The 21,339-nt window shown below is 40.4% G+C and carries 18 protein-coding genes and 1 pseudogene; 2 read left to right on the plus strand and 17 right to left on the minus strand.

Annotated elements, in window-relative coordinates:
• Positions 1-127: 127 nt before the first annotated feature.
• Entirely contained in the window at positions 128-697 is a 570-nt protein-coding gene (locus tag BAZO_RS20100) for a Uma2 family endonuclease (protein WP_003333335.1), read from the plus strand.
• 169 nt (positions 698-866) lie between these two features.
• Here the strand turns inward: BAZO_RS20100 and BAZO_RS20105 are convergent, their stop codons facing one another.
• From BAZO_RS20105 to BAZO_RS20125, 5 genes are all read right to left on the minus strand, one after another.
• Positions 867-1,529 carry a 3'-5' exonuclease gene (locus BAZO_RS20105; protein WP_003333336.1) on the minus strand — a complete coding sequence of 221 codons (663 nt, stop codon included), beginning with the start codon at positions 1,527-1,529 and terminating at the stop codon, positions 867-869.
• Positions 1,530-1,675: 146 nt separating this feature from the next.
• A complete protein-coding gene (locus BAZO_RS20110) occupies positions 1,676-3,598 on the minus strand; it encodes a DUF294 nucleotidyltransferase-like domain-containing protein (RefSeq protein ID WP_003333337.1) in 1,923 nt (640 codons plus the stop codon).
• Between the two features lie 130 nt (positions 3,599-3,728).
• Positions 3,729-5,264 (minus strand): solute symporter family protein, encoded by a 1,536-nt coding sequence (locus tag BAZO_RS20115; RefSeq protein WP_003333338.1) that lies wholly within the window; start codon positions 5,262-5,264, stop codon positions 3,729-3,731.
• A 29-nt stretch (positions 5,265-5,293) separates the two neighbouring features.
• The gene (locus tag BAZO_RS20120) at positions 5,294-5,626 is read right to left on the minus strand and encodes a DUF485 domain-containing protein (protein WP_003333339.1); all 333 of its coding nucleotides are present in this window, start codon (positions 5,624-5,626) and stop codon (positions 5,294-5,296) included.
• A 973-nt stretch (positions 5,627-6,599) separates the two neighbouring features.
• Complete coding sequence (locus tag BAZO_RS20125; protein ID WP_003333340.1) at positions 6,600-7,535, minus strand: stage II sporulation protein SpoIIQ; 936 nt, start codon at positions 7,533-7,535, stop codon at positions 6,600-6,602.
• 355 nt (positions 7,536-7,890) lie between these two features.
• Here BAZO_RS20125 and BAZO_RS20130 point away from each other — a divergent pair, with 355 nt between their 5' ends.
• Positions 7,891-8,226 (plus strand): hypothetical protein, encoded by a 336-nt coding sequence (locus tag BAZO_RS20130; RefSeq protein ID WP_003333341.1) that lies wholly within the window; start codon positions 7,891-7,893, stop codon positions 8,224-8,226.
• 147 nt (positions 8,227-8,373) lie between these two features.
• Here the strand turns inward: BAZO_RS20130 and spoIID are convergent, their stop codons facing one another.
• From spoIID to BAZO_RS20195, 12 genes and pseudogenes are all read right to left on the minus strand, one after another.
• A complete protein-coding gene (spoIID, locus tag BAZO_RS20135; protein WP_003333342.1) occupies positions 8,374-9,408 on the minus strand; it encodes a stage II sporulation protein D in 1,035 nt (344 codons plus the stop codon).
• Between the two features lie 383 nt (positions 9,409-9,791).
• A complete protein-coding gene (gene murA / locus BAZO_RS20140; RefSeq protein ID WP_003333343.1) occupies positions 9,792-11,102 on the minus strand; it encodes a UDP-N-acetylglucosamine 1-carboxyvinyltransferase in 1,311 nt (436 codons plus the stop codon).
• Positions 11,103-11,133: 31 nt separating this feature from the next.
• Complete coding sequence (locus BAZO_RS21365; RefSeq protein ID WP_003333344.1) at positions 11,134-12,039, minus strand: YwmB family TATA-box binding protein; 906 nt, start codon at positions 12,037-12,039, stop codon at positions 11,134-11,136.
• Between the two features lie 392 nt (positions 12,040-12,431).
• On the minus strand, positions 12,432-12,665 hold the full coding sequence (locus tag BAZO_RS20155) for a DUF1146 family protein (protein WP_003333347.1): 234 nt from the start codon (positions 12,663-12,665) through the stop codon (positions 12,432-12,434).
• 329 nt (positions 12,666-12,994) lie between these two features.
• A complete protein-coding gene (gene nuoN / locus BAZO_RS20160; protein ID WP_003333348.1) occupies positions 12,995-14,515 on the minus strand; it encodes an NADH-quinone oxidoreductase subunit NuoN in 1,521 nt (506 codons plus the stop codon).
• A gap of 6 nt (positions 14,516-14,521) precedes the next feature.
• Positions 14,522-16,030 carry a complex I subunit 4 family protein gene (locus BAZO_RS20165; RefSeq protein WP_003333349.1) on the minus strand — a complete coding sequence of 503 codons (1,509 nt, stop codon included), beginning with the start codon at positions 16,028-16,030 and terminating at the stop codon, positions 14,522-14,524.
• Entirely contained in the window at positions 16,027-17,898 is a 1,872-nt protein-coding gene (nuoL, locus tag BAZO_RS20170; RefSeq protein WP_003333350.1) for an NADH-quinone oxidoreductase subunit L, read from the minus strand. Before nuoL ends, BAZO_RS20165 begins: the two co-directional genes overlap by 4 nt.
• 45 nt (positions 17,899-17,943) lie before the next feature.
• Complete coding sequence (gene nuoK / locus BAZO_RS20175; protein WP_003333351.1) at positions 17,944-18,258, minus strand: NADH-quinone oxidoreductase subunit NuoK; 315 nt, start codon at positions 18,256-18,258, stop codon at positions 17,944-17,946.
• The gene (locus tag BAZO_RS20180; protein WP_003333352.1) at positions 18,251-18,766 is read right to left on the minus strand and encodes an NADH-quinone oxidoreductase subunit J; all 516 of its coding nucleotides are present in this window, start codon (positions 18,764-18,766) and stop codon (positions 18,251-18,253) included. Before BAZO_RS20180 ends, nuoK begins: the two co-directional genes overlap by 8 nt.
• On the minus strand, positions 18,763-19,182 hold the full coding sequence (gene nuoI / locus BAZO_RS20185; RefSeq protein ID WP_003333353.1) for an NADH-quinone oxidoreductase subunit NuoI: 420 nt from the start codon (positions 19,180-19,182) through the stop codon (positions 18,763-18,765). The genes BAZO_RS20180 and nuoI overlap by 4 nt, the downstream gene beginning before the upstream one ends.
• A 48-nt stretch (positions 19,183-19,230) precedes the next feature.
• A pseudogene (gene nuoH / locus BAZO_RS20190) lies at positions 19,231-20,235 on the minus strand (NADH-quinone oxidoreductase subunit NuoH).
• A complete protein-coding gene (locus BAZO_RS20195; protein ID WP_003333354.1) occupies positions 20,235-21,338 on the minus strand; it encodes an NADH-quinone oxidoreductase subunit D in 1,104 nt (367 codons plus the stop codon). The pseudogene nuoH and the gene BAZO_RS20195 overlap by 1 nt, the downstream one beginning before the upstream one ends.
• Position 21,339 lies beyond the last annotated feature (1 nt).

Genomic DNA, 21,339 nt, shown 5'->3' on the forward strand with positions numbered 1-21,339 from the left:
GGAAGGACCATAGGTGAGCCATGGGGGCGGGAACTATGGTCCGCAATTACTGGAGTATTTTATCATTTAGTATAGAAGTGTTATAATTATATATAAAGTATGGGTAGGTATGAACGGAGGGTATTTTATGGCATTGCCTAAAGAAAATGTCCGATACAGTTATGCTGATTATCGTAAATGGGATGAAAATGTTCGGGTGGAATTAATTAATGGCCTAGTTTATGATATGACGCCTGCACCAAGCAGAAAACATCAGAAAATACTGCGTGAACTTTCGACTGAATTTAGTCAATTTTTAAGGAATAAAAGTTGCGAGGTTTATTTTGCTCCGTTTGATGTACGCCTGTTTAGTGAAAACAAGGATGATAAGGATATTTTAGATGTAGTGCAGCCAGATCTAACAGTTATATGTGATAAGTCTAAGTTGGACGACCATGGCTGTAACGGAAGTCCAGATTTTATTCTTGAAATATTATCGCCATCCAATACTAACTATGATCGCTGGACAAAATATAAAACCTATGAAAAGGCTGGAGTGCGTGAATATTGGATCGTTGACCCTTTCTATGAGACTGTAGAAGTATTCTTATTGGAAGATGGCTTTTATCGATTGTCTGGGGTTTACTCAAAAGAAGATGCTGTACCTGTAAATGTAGTTGAGGGACTGGAGATCGAACTTCAAAAAGTTTTTATTTAGCAAATTACATTCTGGGGCCAGAGTTATCATCAAAAGTCAGGTATCCATTGATACCTGACTTTATTATTGTTATTAACTCTTTAGTTTGCTTATGATTATTATTGAGTTCCATAAATTTCATTGATCCTATTTCTAGGATATCAATTTAAAAGGGGAGATAGTAATCACATCAAAACGAATGACTCCTCGACTCCACATCACTATATAGTAATAAATCTCCCCATGTTTTGTAGCCGCGGTCGACGAATTGCTGCAGGAGCTCGCTAAATAGGTACGCTGTTGTTAGGGCGTCGCCTAGAGCTGAGTGTCTTGGGTAGATGCGGGTGCCGAAGGCCATGGCGTATCTTTCTAGGTCACGCATATCCCAGGACGGGCTGAGGAGCCCGATTACGTTAAGCGTATCGATAAGTTTTGGCTTTTTTAGGACTTGCTTAGCTCGTCTTATTTCGTGCCGTAGGACCATTTCGTCGAAGGCAACGTAGTGACCCACTAGTGCTGCACTTTTGTTTTGTTCGATAAAGTCAAAGTAGGCGGTGATGGCGTCGATTGATTCTGGAGCCGCTTTGACTTTTTCCTCTGTTATGCCGGTTAGTTCGGTGATAATTTTTGGTATGTCCCGATTTGGTTTGACGAAGGTTTGGAATGTGTTTTGTTCTAATACTTCGAATCCTTTCATTTGTACAGCACCGATTTCAAGTAGGCGATCGGTTGTCGCTACTTGAAAGCCAGTCGTTTCAGTATCGAAGATTGTGAATGATAGTTCTTCGATTGGTGTTGATAATGGTAGATTGTCGTCCAATGGACAGGACATCGATTTTTTTAACCAGAACAAGCTTGAATCCCCCTATTTTCAATTACCCATGATTATTGTTGAAGACCAACCTGTAAAAAGTGCCAGACTTGGTACACCAGTTAGTGTGCCAGTTGTACCACCAGTGGTGCCTGTCCCCTTACTGCACGGCACTCAGTTCTATAAACTCATAGTTTTGACAAAAGATGGAACTGCAGGGCACGCACGGCTTTTAACATATTCATGATTTCGTCCTTCTCCCAGCTATGAAGGGAAGTGATGTCTATCTCCGTTGTGCTCTGTTCCCCTTTTAGATGTTTTTCCCAAGACATTTTAATCCGAGTTTTCAAAGCTACTTCGTAGGCATGGCGCAAATCGTCTGAAAGGCTCTCATACAGGACTTTTCTCCTAACTAGTTCGTTCAGAAGCTGCAGGGAGGTTCCTTCGATGATGCCATTTATTGCCCCCAGCACCTGCAAGCAATGATGAAGTGGGAACAGGGCATGTTTTTTTACATCTATCACGTTCTTCTTTCCTTTGAAAAGCCCGAGAAAAGATTGGTCAATTTGTGGAACTAATTTTTCTCGTTCTTGTTGGGCCATGTAATAAAGGAAAGTCTGGGAAACTTCCAATTTGTTTTGGACCATCGTGACAAATTGTTCGTTCAAGTTGTTATCGCCATATAAAAATCGGAACGATAAAAAGTTTTGTCCCAATAAAATTTGCTCGTCCGTTGTTTTTAATGCCCACTCGCGAAGCCTTGCCTTCCAGTCCGTAATAGATCCACGCCAATCCGGGTTATTGGACATCATCTTGCCGATACAACGTGAATAGCCCGCTTTTTCCAGGTGCACGACGATTTCTTCACCCAGCAGTGAAAAATAATCTTCCACTGCTTGCTTTTTCGAATCATCAGGATCGGCATAGACGAGGAAATGGTCCTGATCTGTAAGCATAAACTGCTCCCCCCTAGCACCACTCCCCATTAAATACCATGTAAATGGAACCGGTGGTGTACCCTTTCCTTTCTTTTCTAATGATTCAACGGCTAGGGCTACACATTGTCGGGTGAGGCGGTCATACAGCTTTGTAATAATTTCGAGCATATGAACCGTTGAGATTTCATCATTGATTAAGCTCGTTAAAACATCATAAATGGCATTTTTAACCGATGGTAGATTGTCATATGAGGACTGTTCAATTTGTTTTAAAATACTCATCTGTCCTCTATTTTTCTTAGTAAGCAAACTAGATAGGGTCACAATTCCAACAACCCGTTCTTCTTCAATAACCGGTAAATGCTTTACACCATTTGTGTAAAAGGCTGATAAAGCCTCATAGTAATAAGCATTGCGTGAAATTGTAAGTGGATTGGGAGTCATGATGTCTTTAGCTTGAAATTGAAGTGAATGATTTTCTAATTGGGTTGCGACTCTACGAACGATGTCTTTATCCGTGATGACCCCGAGGAGCCTCTCCGCTTCGTCCACTACAAGGACCGATCCGATAGCGTGCTCTACCATTTTCCGTGCCGCTTCCTGAGCTGTCTCATTCTCGCTAATCGTAATAACCGGTTCCGTCATTAGATCTTGTACACGGCGGACAAACGGCTCACTTTCGCCCCAATCCGCAGCCAATTTCACCTGTTCGGCCAATGAAGAATAGATATCTCGTAGCCTGATTGCTACTTTTCTTAGGAAAAAATCACGGACCTCTGCGTCTGACCATCTTTTTTCGACAACTGAATAAGGGATTTTCAGGCAATATAGATCCTCAACCGCCTCTACCTCAACGGTAAGGGAACGGATATGATCATCCGGCTCACCTAAAAACTGAGCCAGACTTGAAAAGCCAATAATTTCATTTTGTTGGAGAACTTCAAGAATTTCCCTTCTGTCATTTTCCCCGCCAATGTAGACTTCTGCCACCCCGGTTAAAATGAGAAGCAGGCCTTCCCTATGGGATTTCGCATACAGGACTTTTTCCGTTTTTTTATAAATTTTCAACTCACAGTCTTCCATTAATTTTGAAAATTGTTCCTCGGTTGAGCCTGCAAATAGTGGATGTTTATGCACCAGCTCATATAGTTCTACTTTGTTCAGTACATTCATGGCTTCTACCTCATTATTATTTTGAAAATAGACGAAAACCCCCATCCATGGCTTAACAAAGTAGGAAGGAGGGTTCTCAGTCTATTTATTTTATTTGTGGGTTAGGACTACCAATTTAAGATTTAATGAATTAACCAATCTCTCTATAACCAGTTTGTGCTTTGAATTCAACCTCAGCGAATTTCTTCTCATCGCGTTCAGCTGAAACTAATGTACCGATAATGGCTGCTAAGAAACCAAGTGGTACAGAGATAATCGCAGGGTTCGTGAATGGGAAGATTGGATTTCCTGTAATTAATGTTGCGCCTTCTGTTGGGCTCATTACGCTTGGGCTGATTGCCACAAGAATTAATGATGAAAGAAGACCTACTACCATTGATGTTACTGCACCCGTTGTATTGAACTTTTTCCAATAGATTGTAAAAAGAATTGTTGGTAGGTTTGCTGCTGCAGCGATACAGAATGCTAGTGACACTAGGAACGCAACGTTCATTTTTTCTGCACCAAGTGCAATGATGATTGAGAATACAGCGATACCTAATGAAGCTGCACGAGCTGCCTTAACTTGCTCTTTTTCAGTTGCTTTACCTTTTTTGTAAATTTGTCCATAAAGGTCGTGAGCGATCGCTGATGCTCCAGATAATACTAGACCGGCAACAACCGCTAAGATTGTCGCGAATGCAACCGCTGATACGAATGATTCAAGAACTGGTCCACCTAATACGCCGGCAAGCATTGGCGCCGCCATGTTACCAGCTGCGTTTTCGGCAATAATCGCATCTGAGCCTACGAATTTCGCCGCACCAAAGCCTAAGAAAACTGTTAATACATAGAAAATACCGATGATCCATGTTGCATAAATTACAGAAGAACGAGCTGTTTTCGCATCTTTAACCGTAAAGAAGCGCATTAGGATGTGTGGTAAACCAGCAGTACCTAGAATAAGTGCAATTAGAACTGAAATTAAATCCAATGGATTTTTATATTTAACACCTGAATGTAAGTAAGCTTCACCATGTGGTGTTGCTGTTGCCATTTCGTTAAACATTTGAACTAGACTGAAGTCAAACTTTAAGAATACTAGGAAGGAAATAATAATTGTTCCTGCCATGAGTAAACCCGCTTTAATGATCTGTACCCAGCTTGTCGCTGTCATACCACCGAATAAAACGTAAATTGTCATCATAATACCAACGATAATAACTGCAATATGATAGTCAATGCCAAGAAGAAGTTTAATAAGTGCTCCCGCTCCAACTAACTGAGCAAGCATATAGAAAATTACGATCGTGATTGTATTGAATGCTGCTGCACCACGAACTCTAGGTGCTGAAAAACGTGACGCAATCATATCTGCCATTGTATATTTACCAAGGTTACGCATTGGTTCCGCTACTAGGAATAATACTACTAGATAAGCTACTAACCAACCAATACTATAGTAAAATCCATCATAACCAACTAAAGAAATTGCCCCCGCAATACCTAAGAATGAAGCAGCTGATAAATAGTCTCCCGCTATCGCCATGCCATTTTGCCAACCAGACAAAGATCCACCAGCTGTGTAGAATTCACTTGCCGTTGAAGTTCTCTTTGCTGCCCAATAAGTTACTACTAGCGTTGCTGCTATTACAGCAACGAAAATTAGTACAGAAACAATACCCAATTAGAACGCCCCCCTTTATATGATCTCTTTTATTTGAGAATATTTTTTGCAATGATTTCTTCAGCTTCGCTATCGAAACTTGAAGACTTTTTCAAATAGATTGTTGCAAACGTCCAAGTCATGATAAACATCGCGAATGAGTAAATCCATGTCCATGTGATCCAGCCAACGGCTTTCGTTTCTAGTATACTTGTATACCCTGTTAAAATCGGAAGTATGAAATAGGCAGCCAGAAATACGATTACATATGGCGTCATAAATGCATTTTTCCGTTTAACCAACGCTTTAAACTCAGGTGTTTCAACTAATCTCTCATAATCTACGTTACCTGAACGTGTTTCCTTACGAGCAGTACTACTCATTTTTTCATCCCCTTTATTGTGTGATGTCCCTATGGATCAAATGCGCCTTGGCGTATTTGTGCCCAGATTTTTTCGAGCTCGCTCGAAAAACTACCCCTGAAAATCTGAGGCATCCGCCGGAGGCTTTAACTTTATTCAATAGAATAAAGTTAATCCTTCTCCCTTAGATAAATACTTTGTGGACTACCCTCTTAACCCCTTTGTTTTGAATCACCCCCTTAAATTCATTAGAGGTCGTCCTATTTTTTATCAGTAAGCCCGAAAAGGTGGGCTTATTGTAAACTATGTGTGAGTTGTTGTGTTTATGAGAATTTTAGTAGATTTTTATTTTTCTAATTTCTCTATCACTTTTTCCTCCAGACAAGATTTTATAACTATCTTACATGTAAGCGTATTCAACATATGATAGAAAAGTAAAATTTATTCCGCCTTTTGTGCGTATGGGTTGAGCATTGTTTGGGCTCCACTCTTTCAATATAATTTTAGGCAGAGAGTTATAACGTTTTTAATAATTTTTTGAATATTTCCATAGTTGTATTATTCCAGAATATAGGTGCTACCGTCAAGATTTTTTTTATAAATTTATTATAATTTTTTGTCGATTTGTGGTTGGACACGTTTTTGTAAGCTTGTATGTGACAATTCCTTGGCTCTTTTGTGACGTTAAATTTTTATATTGAAATAATGTTATTTCAGGATTGTGGATGAAGTTTATGGGGGGATTTATCGGTTGGTTCAAATTTTTGTTTTATTTTATGAAGGATGGTTGGTGGTAGGTCTTTGTCTTTGCTGACTTTTTCTTTACTTTTATAGGTAATCAGTATTATACATAGTGAATTATTAAGGTTTCTATAGTACAAATGTACTAATTAGGAGATTTGAGAATTACTATTTTTCAGAAGTTTTTTTACAAAAAAAGAAGGCCTTGAAGTTGTGTGGATTTTTCAAGACCTTTCATTATTTTGCTGTGTCATTAACCTCTATTCATGCTAATAGAAGCGTCAGTTTCTGGTTTTTCAGTACCAGATTTGTCTTCTTTTTTATCAGAAGGCTGATCTTTCACTTTATCAGCAGGTACTTCACTTTGCTCCGGTTGTTTTTCATCAGCAGATTTAGCCTCAGTTGCCTTATCAGCAGCATCCGTTTTTCCTTCTTCTTTCACTTGTTCAGCAGACTCTTTTGATTTTGCTGCATTTTTAGTTGCCACGTTTTCAGCTTCTGAAAGTGGTTTGTTGAATAAATCATTAGGATTTATAGGGTCGTTGTTTTGACGAATTTCAAAATGTACGTGGATGCCAGCATCTTTGTTATAAACGCTTGTTCCAGCTGTACCGATAACATCACCTTGATCTACTTGAATCCCCGCTTCCACATGCATTTCATCTAAGCTTTGATAGAATGTGGTTACGCCATTTTCATGCTCAATTTCTACTACGTTTCCTAGGATCGGATCGTTTTCGGCTCTAACGACTGTACCACTTAATGAAGCTACTACGTCAAAGCCTTCGCCATTTTCTTGGGCGATATCGATGCCAGTGCTAGGATAATACGTATTATTATAGAAAACGAGTGCGGCTTCTTGTTCTTCACTGGATGCATCATTATCATAGAATTCCTTCTTAATGACGACTGATTTTTCATCCATTACAGGCATTTTGAAGTTTTCTTCAGTTGCAGTAACAGGAATGGCTTCTTGGTTTGTGTAGTTTGGTGTTTGATTGTTGGCTACATTTTGTGCTTGCTCGTCTTTATCTGTACCGAACAGGTTGCCTGTAGCTGCTTGGAACCAAAGTACTCCTGTCAAAATTAATGCTGCACTTGCAATGTAAACTGATGGAAGCACCCATTTCTTTCTGATAATACGTTTCCACTTTGAATCTAGAGAAGTTACTTTTTCTTCCTCTCTCATTTTCATCACCTCAGCAACCAGTTTTATCAAATTTACTAGTTTCTATACATTGGAGAAAAAGTTTTTTTAGATTATTTTTCGACAAAAGGGGCGGGATTATGCATGGGGTGGGGAATTTTTTTATGGAGGGCTTGGGACATGGGGTCGGGAACTCTGGCTCGGTTCGTGAATTATTTTACTAGGAACATTCCATGATTATAAAAGTTTTTTATCTCTTATTTATGTTTTCTTGCCGACTTTTGATTGGCAAGCAATTTTTTATTCTATTGCTTTCATATTCGTGTATCATTTATTTTGAGGGGAAAATTTATTCTATAGTACGATAAGTATTTATGGAAGTCGGGGGATGGTGTGAGTGAATTCCAAGTATAGTAAAAGTATTGAGTTGTATGGTAAATGCATTGGTAATTTAGAGATTAGTCCTTTTGAGTCGGTGGATTTGCTGCATAGACGCAGCGATCTGGAAAGAGTGGTTCATGAACTAACCGAGGACCAGAAGATGAAGTTATCAGAATATGATTTGAAGTTAATTGATAATGCAAAGATCATGTCTGAGCATATACAGAAGGCTTATGATTTTTCTGTGTCGGATCACCCGCTAAGCGAGTGGTGGTGGCATTTGGATTTAGTGGCTAATGGGAAGAGTCCATTCAATTTGAATGTTGAATTGGAGTCCGATGAGGTAAAATAATTAAGATGTTGGTGGTGGGAGGATGGGCTTGGGACAGAGTTCCCGACCCTGTGGCTCTTTCCAACCGTGACCCACAACCTGAAGAGCAAAAGAGCACCACCCCGAAAAGAGAGCCCCAGTTTCAGGAGCTCCCGCTAAATATCCTGTTTATTTCTTCGCCACTACTGCTGCGGCTATGTTGGAATCGATGCTTGAAATAGCTGTGCCTTGGTAGTAGTAGGTGATGATGTCTTTGAATGTTTTGCCTTCGGTAGCCATGCCGTTTGCACCGTATTGGCTCATACCAACACCGTGACCATAGCCTTTTGTTATGATGATGACGTTAGTTCCCTGTTTTTTCCATGTGAAGTCACTGGAACGCAGACCTAGTTTTTCACGGATTTCGCGGCCGTCGAACGTTTTGTCATTGATTTTGACTTGGGCTACACGATTGCCTTTTGTTCGAGAAATAATTTCACCAACTGTGTCTGATTTTATTTTTACATTAAGCTTCTTTTCGAAGTCAGCGACGGACACGATAACCTGGTCCTTGAATTTTGGAGATGCTTTATCCCAAGGGCTTTCTACGCTACGTAAATATGGGAATGAATTTTTCCAATAATCCTCAGAGTTTTCTGTGAAGCCATTGCTTGTTGAAAAGAATGATGCTGTGATTGGCTCGTTGTTATACGTTATGATTTGGCCTTTTGTGGCCCCTACTGCCTCTGTAATGCGTTCCATTTTCCATTCATAGTTAGCTGCTCCCCAAGCGGTGCGAAGCTCTTCTGGGCTCTTATATACCTGATGCATGACGGTATCGGTTACTACTGCCCCCTCCGGAGCGCTAATCGGTTCATTTCCTAATAATTGTTTTACGATATAAGTGCGGGCGGTTAAAGCTTGTGCTTTTAAAGCCTCTAATTCAAACTCAGCCGGCATTTCTGATGCAACGACTCCCTTTACATATTCTTCTAGTGGGATATTGTCGATTTTCTTTGTTTTACTTCTATAGACAGCAACTTCAATCGCTGGTTCTTGTAGCATTGGATTTTGTTGGGTTGCTGAAGCTGGTACTGCCGAATTTTCATGTGGATTTAGCGTATGTTTTTCGTTTGTAAAGGGTATTACTAATAAGGTTGGAATTAATAAGATTACTGCAAAAAGTGCGGATCCAAGAATAACTAGTGGTTTGATTCGTGACATTGTCTCATCCTCCATAATAAAATGCGCCTTGGCGTATTTTCGCCCAGCGGATATTATCGAGCTTGCTCGATAAAAATCTGAGACATCCGCCGGAGACTTGATCTTTATTCCAAGGAATAAAGGTTCAAATTTGTTGCTATATATCTAAAATATGGGGATGGACAAGCAAATAGAACTAAAATTAGAAAAGCGCAATCGCCCGTTTAGCGAAGTTTACGAGTCGCTGGGCGCTGGAGCTGGACAAAAATGTGCAATCTGAGACGGAGTTCCCGACCCTACGGCGCACAAAAACGCAACTAACCTCACAAAAAAAGGAACCAATTGATTTTTGGCTCCTTTGCTTTGAACTAGGCCGGAGTTTCCGACCCCGTGTCCCACCATGGCTATGCTAGGTTTGACCTAACATTGATGATATTGCTTGATTTTGTAATTGTATCTTCGTTGATACGTTCGATTTCTGCACCTAGGCCGGCAAGTTTTTCGGTAAAGTTGTAATAGCCGCGATCTAGATGTTTAAGTTCGACTACGCGTGTATAGCCTTCTGCTACAAGACCAGCAAGGATGAGCGCTGCGGCAGCGCGAAGATCTGTTGCAGATACTTCTGCTCCTTGAAGATTTGCTGGACCGTTAATGATTGCTGAACGACCTTCGATTTTGATATCGCTATTCATGCGGCGGAATTCTTCCACATGCATATAACGATTTTCAAAAACCGTTTCAGTAATCATGCTCGTGCCCTCTGCTCTTAATTGCAGTGCCATCATTTGTGACTGCATATCTGTTGGAAAGCCAGGATACGGCATTGTTTTTAAATCAATTGCTTTTAGACGTTCTGGTCCGATTACACGGATTCCATCTTTAACTTCCTCAAAACGAACGCCCATCTCTTCCATTTTTGCAATTAAAGCAGTTAAATGTTCAGGAACAGCACCCTTAACAATAACATCGCCTTGCGTAATTGCTGCAGCTATCATAAATGTTCCTGCTTCAATCCGGTCAGGAATGATTGTATGATGAGCACCTACTAGTTTTTCAACGCCGTCAATACGAATTGTACCCGTGCCAGCACCTCTAACTTTTGCTCCCATTGCATTTAAGTAATTCGCTAAATCAACGATTTCAGGCTCTTTTGCAACGTTTTCGATTGTCGTTGTGCCTTCGGCTAATACAGCTGCCATCATAATATTTTCCGTTGCCCCTACGCTTGGGAAGTCTAAATATATTTTCGCACCACGAAGTCGACCCTCCACTTTTGCTTCAAGGAAGCCGTTACCTACTACAACAGAGGCACCCATAGCTTCGAAGCCTTTCAAATGTTGATCAATTGGGCGGGAACCGATCGCACATCCGCCAGGCAACGCCACACGTGCGTGACCCACGCGGGCCAATAATGGTCCCATTACAAGAACAGAGGCACGCATTTTTCGAACGTACTCAAATGGGGCTTCTGTAAGTAATGGCTTAGAAGCATCAACTTGAATCATATTATCATTAAAAATAACCTCTGTGTTTAATAAACGTAAAACTTCATTAATCGTGTAAACATCTGCAAGAGAAGGGACGTCGTAAATATAGCTTTTTCCTTCACTAGCGAGTAAACTTGCTGCGATGACAGGCAGTACAGCATTCTTAGCACCTTCAACTTTTACGGTACCCGATAACCGCCTACCACCACGGACGATGATTTTATCCAAGGTATTCCCCTCCGCGTCCATTATCTATATATTAATATTCAGATGTGATGATTGGTGTGCCAATTACGACCGTAGTTGAGGCGCCCAATCCATGATTTCGTAACGCTATTTGTATATTCATTTCCTTATTCTTCTCAGGGATGCTGTTCTTCCAATTTTCAGTATATGCTGATACTGTGACAAATTCCTCTTCTTGTAAAGATTCAATTGGATCTGCGGAAAAGTCCTTTAGTATTTTAAGGGCTTGATTATACAAAACACCATCTATCTTACCACCAGTTTGACCCTTTGCACAAGAGAAAATTTGCGGACTTTTGTCGAACATTGTACCTATTTTTGTTTGAACCGATGGTGCAAAATCATTCATAAGCTCCGGTTCCCAATTTTCTCCTTCAATCACATATATAAGATACGTTTTGAGTTGATCTTTATGGGGGTAGGCGACATAAATTATTTGTTCTTTTAGTGCTGCAGTTGTGTTTTTTGTTACGGCTATTTCGCTATTATTTTGGGATTGGCTTTCGTTTTGTTGGTTGTCGATTTTTGCCGAACTTGTAGCTACATTAGTAGTATCTGCTTTTACATCTGATTCAATGCTAGTTGTTTCAGTTTTTTGGATTTTTGTTTCTGCGGTACCCACTGTTTTGTATATGCCATTTTCTTGTATTTGCTCCCATTCGAAGTTCGGGTTTTGTTTCTTTAGATGGTCGACCTTGGCATCGTATTTTTCTTTGTTTGTAAAAGAAGTGCGGTCCTCGCGTGCATAAATTGACCAACCCTCGACTTTGATTTCGTGCTTGTTCATCACTTCAAAAATATCTTGAAGTTGCTCCGTCGCATTTTCCGTCAAACCGATCACTTGGCTATTCCCATGACCATTAAATTGAAAAAACATAACAAACATAAAAGTTAAAAGAACAAAAATTGGTTTATTCATTTTAAAGCTCCTCTTCTCCCTACTGGATGGCTGTGTTGATTAGATTTTGATCCGTATTTGATTCGCCATCCTCTGTTATCTCTTTTTTTAGTTTGGTTTAGTCACCTACAAGATTCTTTATTTACATTTTTGCCAGTTAATTTAGGATGAATACGTGGAAGAAGTCGTCAGTTATCGACATGGATAAGTTTTAGGTTTAAGGGGAAAATAGGTGGGTCATAGGCTCGGTCTTGGTGGGACGCAGGGTCGGGTTCTCTGCCCAGTTTTGAGCCGTAGGGTCGAGCCGTGGGGTCGGGTTCTCTGGCCCGGATGTTCGTGGGCTAAGCCGCGGGGTCGGGAACTGTGTCCCACCCAAAACGCAAAAAGTCCCGGAAATACTAAACCGGAACCTTTTAAAACATAAATTGCAGCTGCTGTGCCCAGAGAAGATAGTTTAAAAAGAAATTGCTTACTGCCGAACCGATCGCGATTGTTAATAAAATCATTAGTACTTTTGCATGACCGATCTTCCCCGGTTTGATTAACAAGTCCATTCTCAGCCCCATTAATGTCCACCAAGTAATAGCGAAAAATAGCAAATGTACAACAATGCTGACAGCCGATTGCTGACCAAAGTTTTCAAACATTATTTCCCCTCCTCCCTTCAATATTTCCTGGAAAATACATATAACGACAAAAGTTAACTTTATGTATGAATTATCACCAAATTTATTCAAAACAGCAATACGTTTAACCGGCCTTTCATTAACCATTATGCAGTATTTAAAGGAAAAGTAAAAAAATATTTAACAAATTTGCTAGTACTGGGACAGAGTTCCCGACCCCATGGCCCAAAAATGGGACAGAGAACCCACCCCTGCGGCCCAACGGCCAAAGCCACCCACACTTGCGCATGTACCAAAAAGAAAAGACTCGCCCCAGGCGAGTCTTTTCTTTTTCCACACTACACTATTGTTTACATCCCCATCACGCTGTAGAAGAAGTCGAGTGCTAGGTTTGGTGCGATTCCGAATAGGATTGTACCGATTACGCATAGTGCTACGACTACCATTACGCCGCTTGGCAATTTGATCCGAACAGGTTCATTTTCGTCTACTGGGGCTACCATGAACATTTGTTTCATGACGCCGAAGTAGTAGAAGTATGAGATTACAGTTGTTGCCATCATGATGCTCACCAAAACGATGTGGCCTGGGAATGGTCCCATCGCTGTGATTGGTCCTAAGGCCCCGATGAAGATGTTCAACTTACCGATAAAGCCAGCTGTACCCGGTATTCCTGCTAAAGACAACAGGAAGATTGCCATCATAACGGCGGCAATTGGTGCACGCTTGTATAGGCCGGAGAAGCTTGAGATATCGTCGCTTCCCATTTTGACTGTTACGACTTGTAGGATTGCGAACATACCAAGGTTCATTAGTAAGTAAGCTACTAGGTAGAACCAAATTCCTTCTAACCATAATGGTGATAATGAAAGGAATGGTACTAGTAAGTAACCGGCATGGGCAATACTTGAATAAGCGAATAAACGCTTGATGTTTTTCTGTCTTAATGCAATTGTGTTTCCGACGATCATTGTTAGGACAGCGATGACTCCAAGCAATGGTTTGATTGACCATAACAGGTTATAGTCGTCAACATTCAATCCTGGTGCGCTATGGAATGCTGTAAGGAATAGACGGATGATGATGACGAATCCGGCTGTCTTCGATACAACACTCAAGAATGCTGTTACAGGTGTTGGTGAACCTTGGTATACGTCTGGTGCCCACATTTGGTAAGGGACAACTGCGATTTTGAAAGATAAACCAACAAATGAAATGATGAACGCTAGAGCTGCTAAGTTTAGTAAATCGCTGCTCGCTAAATTTGCAGTACGCATGCCAATTTCGAATATATTTGTAGTTCCAGTTATACCATAGATATAGCTGAATCCGAATAGGATAAATGCTGTTGAAATAGCTCCGTTGATGATGTATTTCATTGCAGCTTCATTCGATTGTAAATTGTCTTTACGCATACCTGCCAAAATATAAGAAGAAATAGATAACAATTCAAGGCCGATGAATAATGTAATTAAGTCTGCACTTGAAGCCATGAACATAGCACCTAAAAGTGCTGTCATAAATAAGTAGAAAAACTCACCACGATGACGAATCTTATCTTCTGGATTATAATTCATTGCTAGTAAGAAAACAAAAGCTGTTCCTACAAGGAAAATAAACTTAAATACAACGGCGAATGGATCAAAAATGTAAGTGCCAAATAAAATATCAGCTGGCTCTTGCCCTATTTGTCCAATTAAGAAAACCAACGCAATGACGATACCGGCGATTCCAATCCAACCGAGTATATTGCGGCTTTTCTTATTATCCATAAATAAATCTATTAGCGATAAAAGGGTAGCTGTAATCACAATTGTGAATTCTGGAGCCATAAGTCCCCATTTAAAGCTTAACAATGTTTCTAAATCCATATCAGCTTACCCCCCTATCCCTAACATTATAGTTTCTAGCGTCATTGCAATTGCGTTTGTCAGAATATTAGGGTAGACACCGATCAGAATTACAAATGCCAACAATACTAATACTGGTACATATTCAACTGAGCGAATATCCTTTAGCCCTGTATGACGAGTGCTTGTTGCACCAAACGTAATATTCAACACAGCGCGCAGTAAATAAGCAGCTGTTAAGATGATACCTAAACATCCGATTGCCGCTACAACCGGCATAGATTTGAATAAACCTAAAAATGCCATGAACTCGCTGACAAACCCTGACATACCTGGTAGTCCAAGAGATGCCATTGCTGCTGCTAAGAAGAAGCCTGCAGTGATTGGCATTACTTTCGCAATACCGCCAAGTGCGTCGATTGTTGTTGTTCCTGTGCGCTCGTACATAATACCGACGATAAAGAACAATAAAGCTGAAATTAAACCATGGGAGATTACTTGGAAAATCGCACCTTGAATACCTTCTAAATTCATAGCGCCTAATCCGATTAAGACAATTCCCATATGTGAAATACTTGAGTAAGCCAATACTTTTTTGAAATCTGTTTGAACTAGAGCTAAAAATGCTCCATATAATAAATTCACTACACCAAGTACGGCAATTAACACTGCTAGACGTCCAAACTCAGCCGGGAACAGATTTAAACCGAATGTAATTAAACCGTATGCCCCAATTTTAAGCAAAATCCCTGAGTGAATCATAACCGTTGGGATTGGTGCTTCAGCATGGACTGTTAATACCCATGAATGCAATGGGAAGATTGGAAGCTTAACCCCAAATGCAATCAATAACGCAATTAAAATTCCCATTTTAAAGCCTGGTGTAATTCCCACTGTTGCAAGGGCCTGTGGGTCTGCTGCCATAATTGTTCTTAACTCTTCGTAGTTGGCTGTTCCTGTTCTTGCAAAAAGTAATGCAAAAACAACTAATAAAATCGCAGAACCAAGTCCGTTGAAGATTAAGAAGTTATAAGCCGCTTTCATTCTTTCCTCATAACCCCATTTACCAACTAAGAAGAACGTTGGAATTAATGTAATTTCGAAGAAAATAAAGAATAATACTGTGTTTTGTGCAGCGAACACGCCTAGCATCCCTAACTCAAGGAGTAGGAATAGCATGAAAAATCCTTTCCATTCCTTCTTTACGTAGATCGATGCAACGGAAGCTAGTGTTGCCACAACTGTTGTTAAAAGAAGTAGAACTAATGAAAGTCCTGTTACACCCATTTCATAATTAATGATGAAAGGGAAGTCCCCACCCATATTAAAAGAGATCCAGTCCACTTTTTGGGCTAACTGTACTCCTTTTTCATTAAAATCAAATTGGCTGTAGGCAACAAAGGATAGTAATAACGGAACTAATGTTGCGATGAAACCAACCGCTTTGATTGCTTTTTCATTATTTTTTGCCATAAAGGCTAAAACGATAATCCCGAGCAGGGGAGAGAAAACTAAAAACGTTAGAAGACTACTCATCCAAGATAACCCCCTGTCAACGCGATGATCACCACTAGAACGGCTATCCCGAAGAAGGCAACTGTTCCATACGTTTGGACTTGACCATCTTGAAGCTTCGCACCTGCGCGCCCAATTCCTTGAGCTAGAGCAGCAGTTCCTTTTACAAGACCACCAACGATATAAGTATCAAAAACTTGTAAAATTAACCCGATTGTGCGTGTTCCGAGTACGACGATGGCATGATAAATTTCATCGATGTAATATTTATTGTAAAGTACTTTGTACCATACAGGAAACGGCTTAACAAGCCAGTCGCGTGAAAGTACTTTTGCACCGTACATAAGATATGCGAGTAGTATACCAGCTAAAGAAACCCCTGTTGCTACGAACATGATCCAACCTGGTCCCTCAATATGACCATGCCCTAGACTGTGTGAACCTTCTGTTAACCAATCCCCCAAAAACGTGCCAAACCAAGGTGTATTCACATAGCCTGAGACAATCGCTAAAATTCCCAACACAATCATCGGGAACGTCATCACACCTGGTGATTCATGCGCATGATCTCCGTGTTCTCCTCTAGATTCCCCTGTAAATACCATGAAGAACAAACGGAACATGTAAAATGCTGTGAAGAATGCGGCACCAACAGCTAACCAAAACAATCCGTAGCGGCCGTCTGCCCATGCAGCAACTAAAATTTCATCTTTACTAAAGAAACCTGATAGCAATGGAAATCCACTAATCGCTAATGTTCCGATTAGGAACAATGGCGCTGTCAGCTTCATTTTTTTCCATAAACCGCCCATTTCTTCGATATCCTGTGTATGAACTGCGTGAATAACAGAACCCGCAGCTAGGAACAGTAACGCTTTAAAGAAGGCGTGTGTCATTAAGTGGAACACACCTGATACATAACCTGCAGCCCCTAATGCAAGCATCATGTAACCTAATTGGCTGACTGTTGAGTAAGCCAGCACACGCTTGATGTCTTTTTGTACTAAACCGATTGATGCTGCAAAAATAGCTGTAATACCACCGATTGTTGCTACTACAGTCATCGCCGCCCCGCTTGCTGAGAATAGCGGGAATAAAGACGCTACTAAGTAAACCCCGGCAGCAACCATTGTTGCGGCGTGGATTAATGCTGAAACTGGTGTTGGACCTTCCATCGCATCCGGTAACCATGTGTGTAACGGGAATTGACCAGATTTACCAACCGCACCGACAAAGATTAGAATCGCTGTTAACGTAATCCAAAACGGTTCGATTGCCCCAGCATCCACTGCAGCGAAAATCTCATCATATTCAAAGCTGCCAACCTGCCAGAATAATAAAATCATTCCGATGAATAAGCCGACGTCACCGATACGTGTAACAATGAACGCCTTTTTAGCAGCAGCTCTTGCTTCTGGATTGAAAAAATAAAATCCGATCAGCAAGAATGAACCTAAACCTACAAGCTCCCAGAAGATGTACACTTGTAATAGGTTTGGTGAAATAACTAATGATAACATTGCAAAAGTAAATAAACCTAAATAGCTATAAAACACAGGCATACGTTCATCGCCGTGCATGTATCCTTTTGAATACATATGAACTAGGAAACTTACAAGTGAAACGATAAATAGCATTAACGCATTTAATTGATTCACTTCAAAACCAGCCGTTAAGCCAGTATTTCCGATTGTAAGCCACGTTCCCTCAATCTTAACATTTTCTCCTTGAAGCCGCTCTAGCAGCACCATGACCGAAAGTAAGAGGGAGGCTAATGTTGCTAACATACCCACATAGGCACTGCTTTCTTTCAACCTTCGACCGAAAATAAGAAGAAGTACGAAAGAAAGAAGTGGAAACAGTGGTATCAGCCATGCATTTTCCATCATCTTATCACAATCCCCTTCCAGACTCACAGGCAGTGAGACTCATGTCTATTTTTTCATTATGTTGATGTCATCAATATTAACTGTTTTCTTGTTGCGGTGTAGGGCAATTAAGATCGCTAAGCCTACCGCAACCTCTGCTGCTGCTACAGTTATTGTAAATAATGAAAAAATTTGTCCTGTGATACTTGGATTAACCCCATACTTACTAAAAGCAACGAGATTTAAATTAACTGCATTCAGCATTAATTCAACTGAAATTAATACGATCACGGTGTTTCTTTTTGTTAGAGCACCAAATAAACCGATACAGAAAAGTACTAGGGCAAGCACAAGGTAGACAGATAAAGGTACACTACTCATTCACTTCATCCTCCTTGTCATCCTTTTTAGAAAGAATAATCGCGCCAATTAACGCTACAAGCAATAGGACTGATGTTAATTCAAAAGGAATGATGTACTTTGAATACAATTCAGTACCGATTTGCAGTACGTTATTTTCATGCAATGTTGTTGCTTGTTCGCCTAGTGATAAATCATTAATTGAGAAATACATTACAAGGAAGAATCCGATCACTCCGAGAGTAACAAATATTGTTTTCCAAGAATGTGGTCTTCGCGCCTCTTGATCATCATGTTTCGTTAACATGATACCAAAAAGCATGATGATCGTAATTGCTCCGGAATAAACCATAACTTGAACAACGGCTACGAATTCAGCCGATAATGTAACATAAAGTCCGGCTAACGCTAAGAAGGTGAATACTAAGGCAACAACCATGTGGACTACCTTTGTAAGGTTGAGCAATAGTACCCCGCCCACAATTGCAACTAAGGCTAGGATAAAAAACGCTAAAAGCTCGCCACTCATGGTTTGTTCACCTCTCTTATACTCTCATCATTTTCATCTAAATAACTTAAGTCTTTATATAACTCGTCACGGCTGTACTCAGCAAGTTCAAAGTTATTTGTCATAATAATCGCTTCTGTAGGACAAACCTCTGTACATAAATCACACAAAATACAAATCTCAAAGTTGATTGTATACGTGTCAATGATTTTCCCCTTTTTACTTGGATCCGGATGTTTTTTACCGGTAAGCTTTATACAATCTGTCGGACAAATCGCCGCACATTGATTACAAACGATACATTTTTCAGGGTAAAATTTCTGTATACCGCGAAAACGATCGGGCAAGGCCAATGGTTCATTTGGATAATCATATGTGACCGGCTTTTTTGTTAATTCCTTTAGGGTATAACCCAAGCCCTTAAATACGCCCTTCATGCTTCCACCCCTTTTTCTCGTGGTTGGATTAAATTAATTTTTTTTAGTTTAAAAAAATAATGCCTTTAGTATTGCAGATAAAAATAGGTTCGCTAATGCGATTGGTAATAATACTTTCCACGCAAATTCCATTAATGTATCAGCTTTGAAACGTGGGAATGTTGCACGGAACCAAATGAAAATATAGACGATTACGCTGAACTTCAGGGCAAACCACACAGCACCTGGAATAAAGCCAAGTCATGGGATTGGATTCCATCCGCCCAAGAATAAAACAGTGATTAACGCTGACATCGCGAACAAATACACATACTCTGAAAGCATAAAGAAGGCCATACGGAAGCCTGAATATTCAGTATGGTAACCTGCAACTAGCTCTGACTCTGTTTCCGGTAAGTCAAATGGAATACGTGCTAATTCAGCATTGGCAGCAATGAAGAATACAGCAAATCCGATTGGTTGTAAAAAGATATAAGCAATATTTTGTTGGGCATGAACGACGTCATTTAAGTTCATACTGCCTGTAAATAAAACAACACCTAAAATAGACATAACGAGCGGAATTTCATAGGAAACCATTTGCGCTGCCCCACGCATCCCACCTATTAATGAATATTTATTGTTTGATGACCATGCCGCCATTACGGTACCAACGATCGACATACCTGATAGTGCGATATAGTAAAGGATCCCAACATTAAGGTCTGCGAACTGATATTTATCAGTAAACGGTATTGTTGCAATGACCATGAATGATGGTACGAATGCAATAACGGGTGCCAGTAGGAATAATGGTTTATCAACCGCTTTCGGAATGATGTCTTCCTTAAGCAATAGTTTCAAAACGTCTGCTACTGTTTGCAATAAACCCCAGCGGCCCCCTAATTTGTTCGGACCTACACGTGATTGCATGAAGGCAAGCACTTTTCTTTCTGCTAAGATCGCATAGGCAACGAAAGCCAAGATCACTGTAAACAATAGTAATGCTGCTAACAGAAAGTAAATCCCAAAGTTCAAGAGTCCTGGAGGTGAGTTTAATAGTGATTGAATCATTATCCGTCAACCTCCCCTAACACGATATCGAAGCTCGCCAAAATAGCGACCATATCTGAAATATTTTGACCTTCAACAAGCTTTTTGAAGATTTGAAGATTATAGAAGCTTGGACGTCGGAATTTCAAGCGATATGGTTCTTTTTTGCCGTCACTATAGATATAACAGCCGATTTCACCACGTGCTCCCTCAATACGTGTAAATGCTTCCCCAACAGGAGCTTTAATGATTTTCGGAACTTTAGCCATGATTGGCCCTTCACTTGGGAACTGTTCACAAGCTTGCTCGATAATTTTCAAGCATTCTTCTACTTCAAGCATACGGCACATATAGCGGTCAAAAGCATCGCCATTTTCCCCAACAGGGACATCAAAGTCAAAACGATCATAGATTGAATATGGTTCGTCTTTACGAAGATCCCATTTTAAGCCCGTACTGCGAAGATTTGTACCACTTAATGAATAAGCAATCGCTTCTTCCTTCGTAAACTTACCAATCCCTTTTACACGTGATTGGAAGATTTCATTTCCAGTTACAAGGTTGTGATAGCCTTTGGCTTTTTCACGCATATAAGGAACGAATTCTTTTACTTTTTCGATCCAGCCATCTGGAGCATCCCATTTCACACCGCCTACACGCATGTAGTTGAAAGTGATACGGGCACCGCAAAGTTCGTTTAATAGGTTCAAAATCATTTCACGTTCACGAACTGCATACATAAATGGACTTGTAGCCCCCATATCCATTAGGAATGTTCCGAATGCAATTAAGTGACTGGCAACTCGTCCTAGCTCCATCGCAAGGACACGGAGATACTCCGCTCTTTCAGGGATTTCTAAGCCCATCATCGTTTCTACCGTGTGAACAACTGTGTAGTTATTTGTCATGGCTGACAGGTAATCCATGCGGTCAGTGTATGGAATGATTTGTGTATATTGCAGGTCTTCAGCCAACTTTTCCGTTCCACGATGCAAATAACCGATAACAGGTGTAGCTTCTTTAATGATTTCACCATCAAGCTTAAGAACTACCCGGAATACCCCGTGTGTACTTGGATGCTGAGGACCAACGTTGAGTAGCAATTCTTCGGTTTTGTAAGCCATT

This window comes from Schinkia azotoformans LMG 9581 (assembly GCF_000307855.1).
Taxonomy (GTDB): domain Bacteria; phylum Bacillota; class Bacilli; order Bacillales; family Bacillaceae_J; genus Schinkia; species Schinkia azotoformans.

Coding starts and splice junctions, on each gene's coding strand:
- BAZO_RS20120 (WP_003333339.1), bottom strand. CDS start 5,626: ATGAGTAGTACTGCTCGTAAGGAAACACGTTCAGGTAACGTAGATTAT.
- BAZO_RS20155 (WP_003333347.1), bottom strand. CDS start 12,665: ATGTTTGAAAACTTTGGTCAGCAATCGGCTGTCAGCATTGTTGTACAT.
- BAZO_RS20125 (WP_003333340.1), bottom strand. CDS start 7,535: ATGAGAGAGGAAGAAAAAGTAACTTCTCTAGATTCAAAGTGGAAACGT.
- BAZO_RS20110 (WP_003333337.1), bottom strand. CDS start 3,598: ATGAATGTACTGAACAAAGTAGAACTATATGAGCTGGTGCATAAACAT.
- spoIID (WP_003333342.1), bottom strand. CDS start 9,408: ATGTCACGAATCAAACCACTAGTTATTCTTGGATCCGCACTTTTTGCA.
- BAZO_RS20165 (WP_003333349.1), bottom strand. CDS start 16,030: ATGAGTAGTCTTCTAACGTTTTTAGTTTTCTCTCCCCTGCTCGGGATT.
- nuoI (WP_003333353.1), bottom strand. CDS start 19,182: ATGAAGGGCGTATTTAAGGGCTTGGGTTATACCCTAAAGGAATTAACA.
- BAZO_RS20100 (WP_003333335.1), top strand. CDS start 128: ATGGCATTGCCTAAAGAAAATGTCCGATACAGTTATGCTGATTATCGT.
- nuoN (WP_003333348.1), bottom strand. CDS start 14,515: ATGGATTTAGAAACATTGTTAAGCTTTAAATGGGGACTTATGGCTCCA.
- nuoL (WP_003333350.1), bottom strand. CDS start 17,898: ATGATGGAAAATGCATGGCTGATACCACTGTTTCCACTTCTTTCTTTC.
- BAZO_RS20180 (WP_003333352.1), bottom strand. CDS start 18,766: ATGAGTGGCGAGCTTTTAGCGTTTTTTATCCTAGCCTTAGTTGCAATT.
- BAZO_RS21365 (WP_003333344.1), bottom strand. CDS start 12,039: ATGAATAAACCAATTTTTGTTCTTTTAACTTTTATGTTTGTTATGTTT.
- BAZO_RS20195 (WP_003333354.1), bottom strand. CDS start 21,338: ATGGCTTACAAAACCGAAGAATTGCTACTCAACGTTGGTCCTCAGCAT.
- nuoK (WP_003333351.1), bottom strand. CDS start 18,258: ATGAGTAGTGTACCTTTATCTGTCTACCTTGTGCTTGCCCTAGTACTT.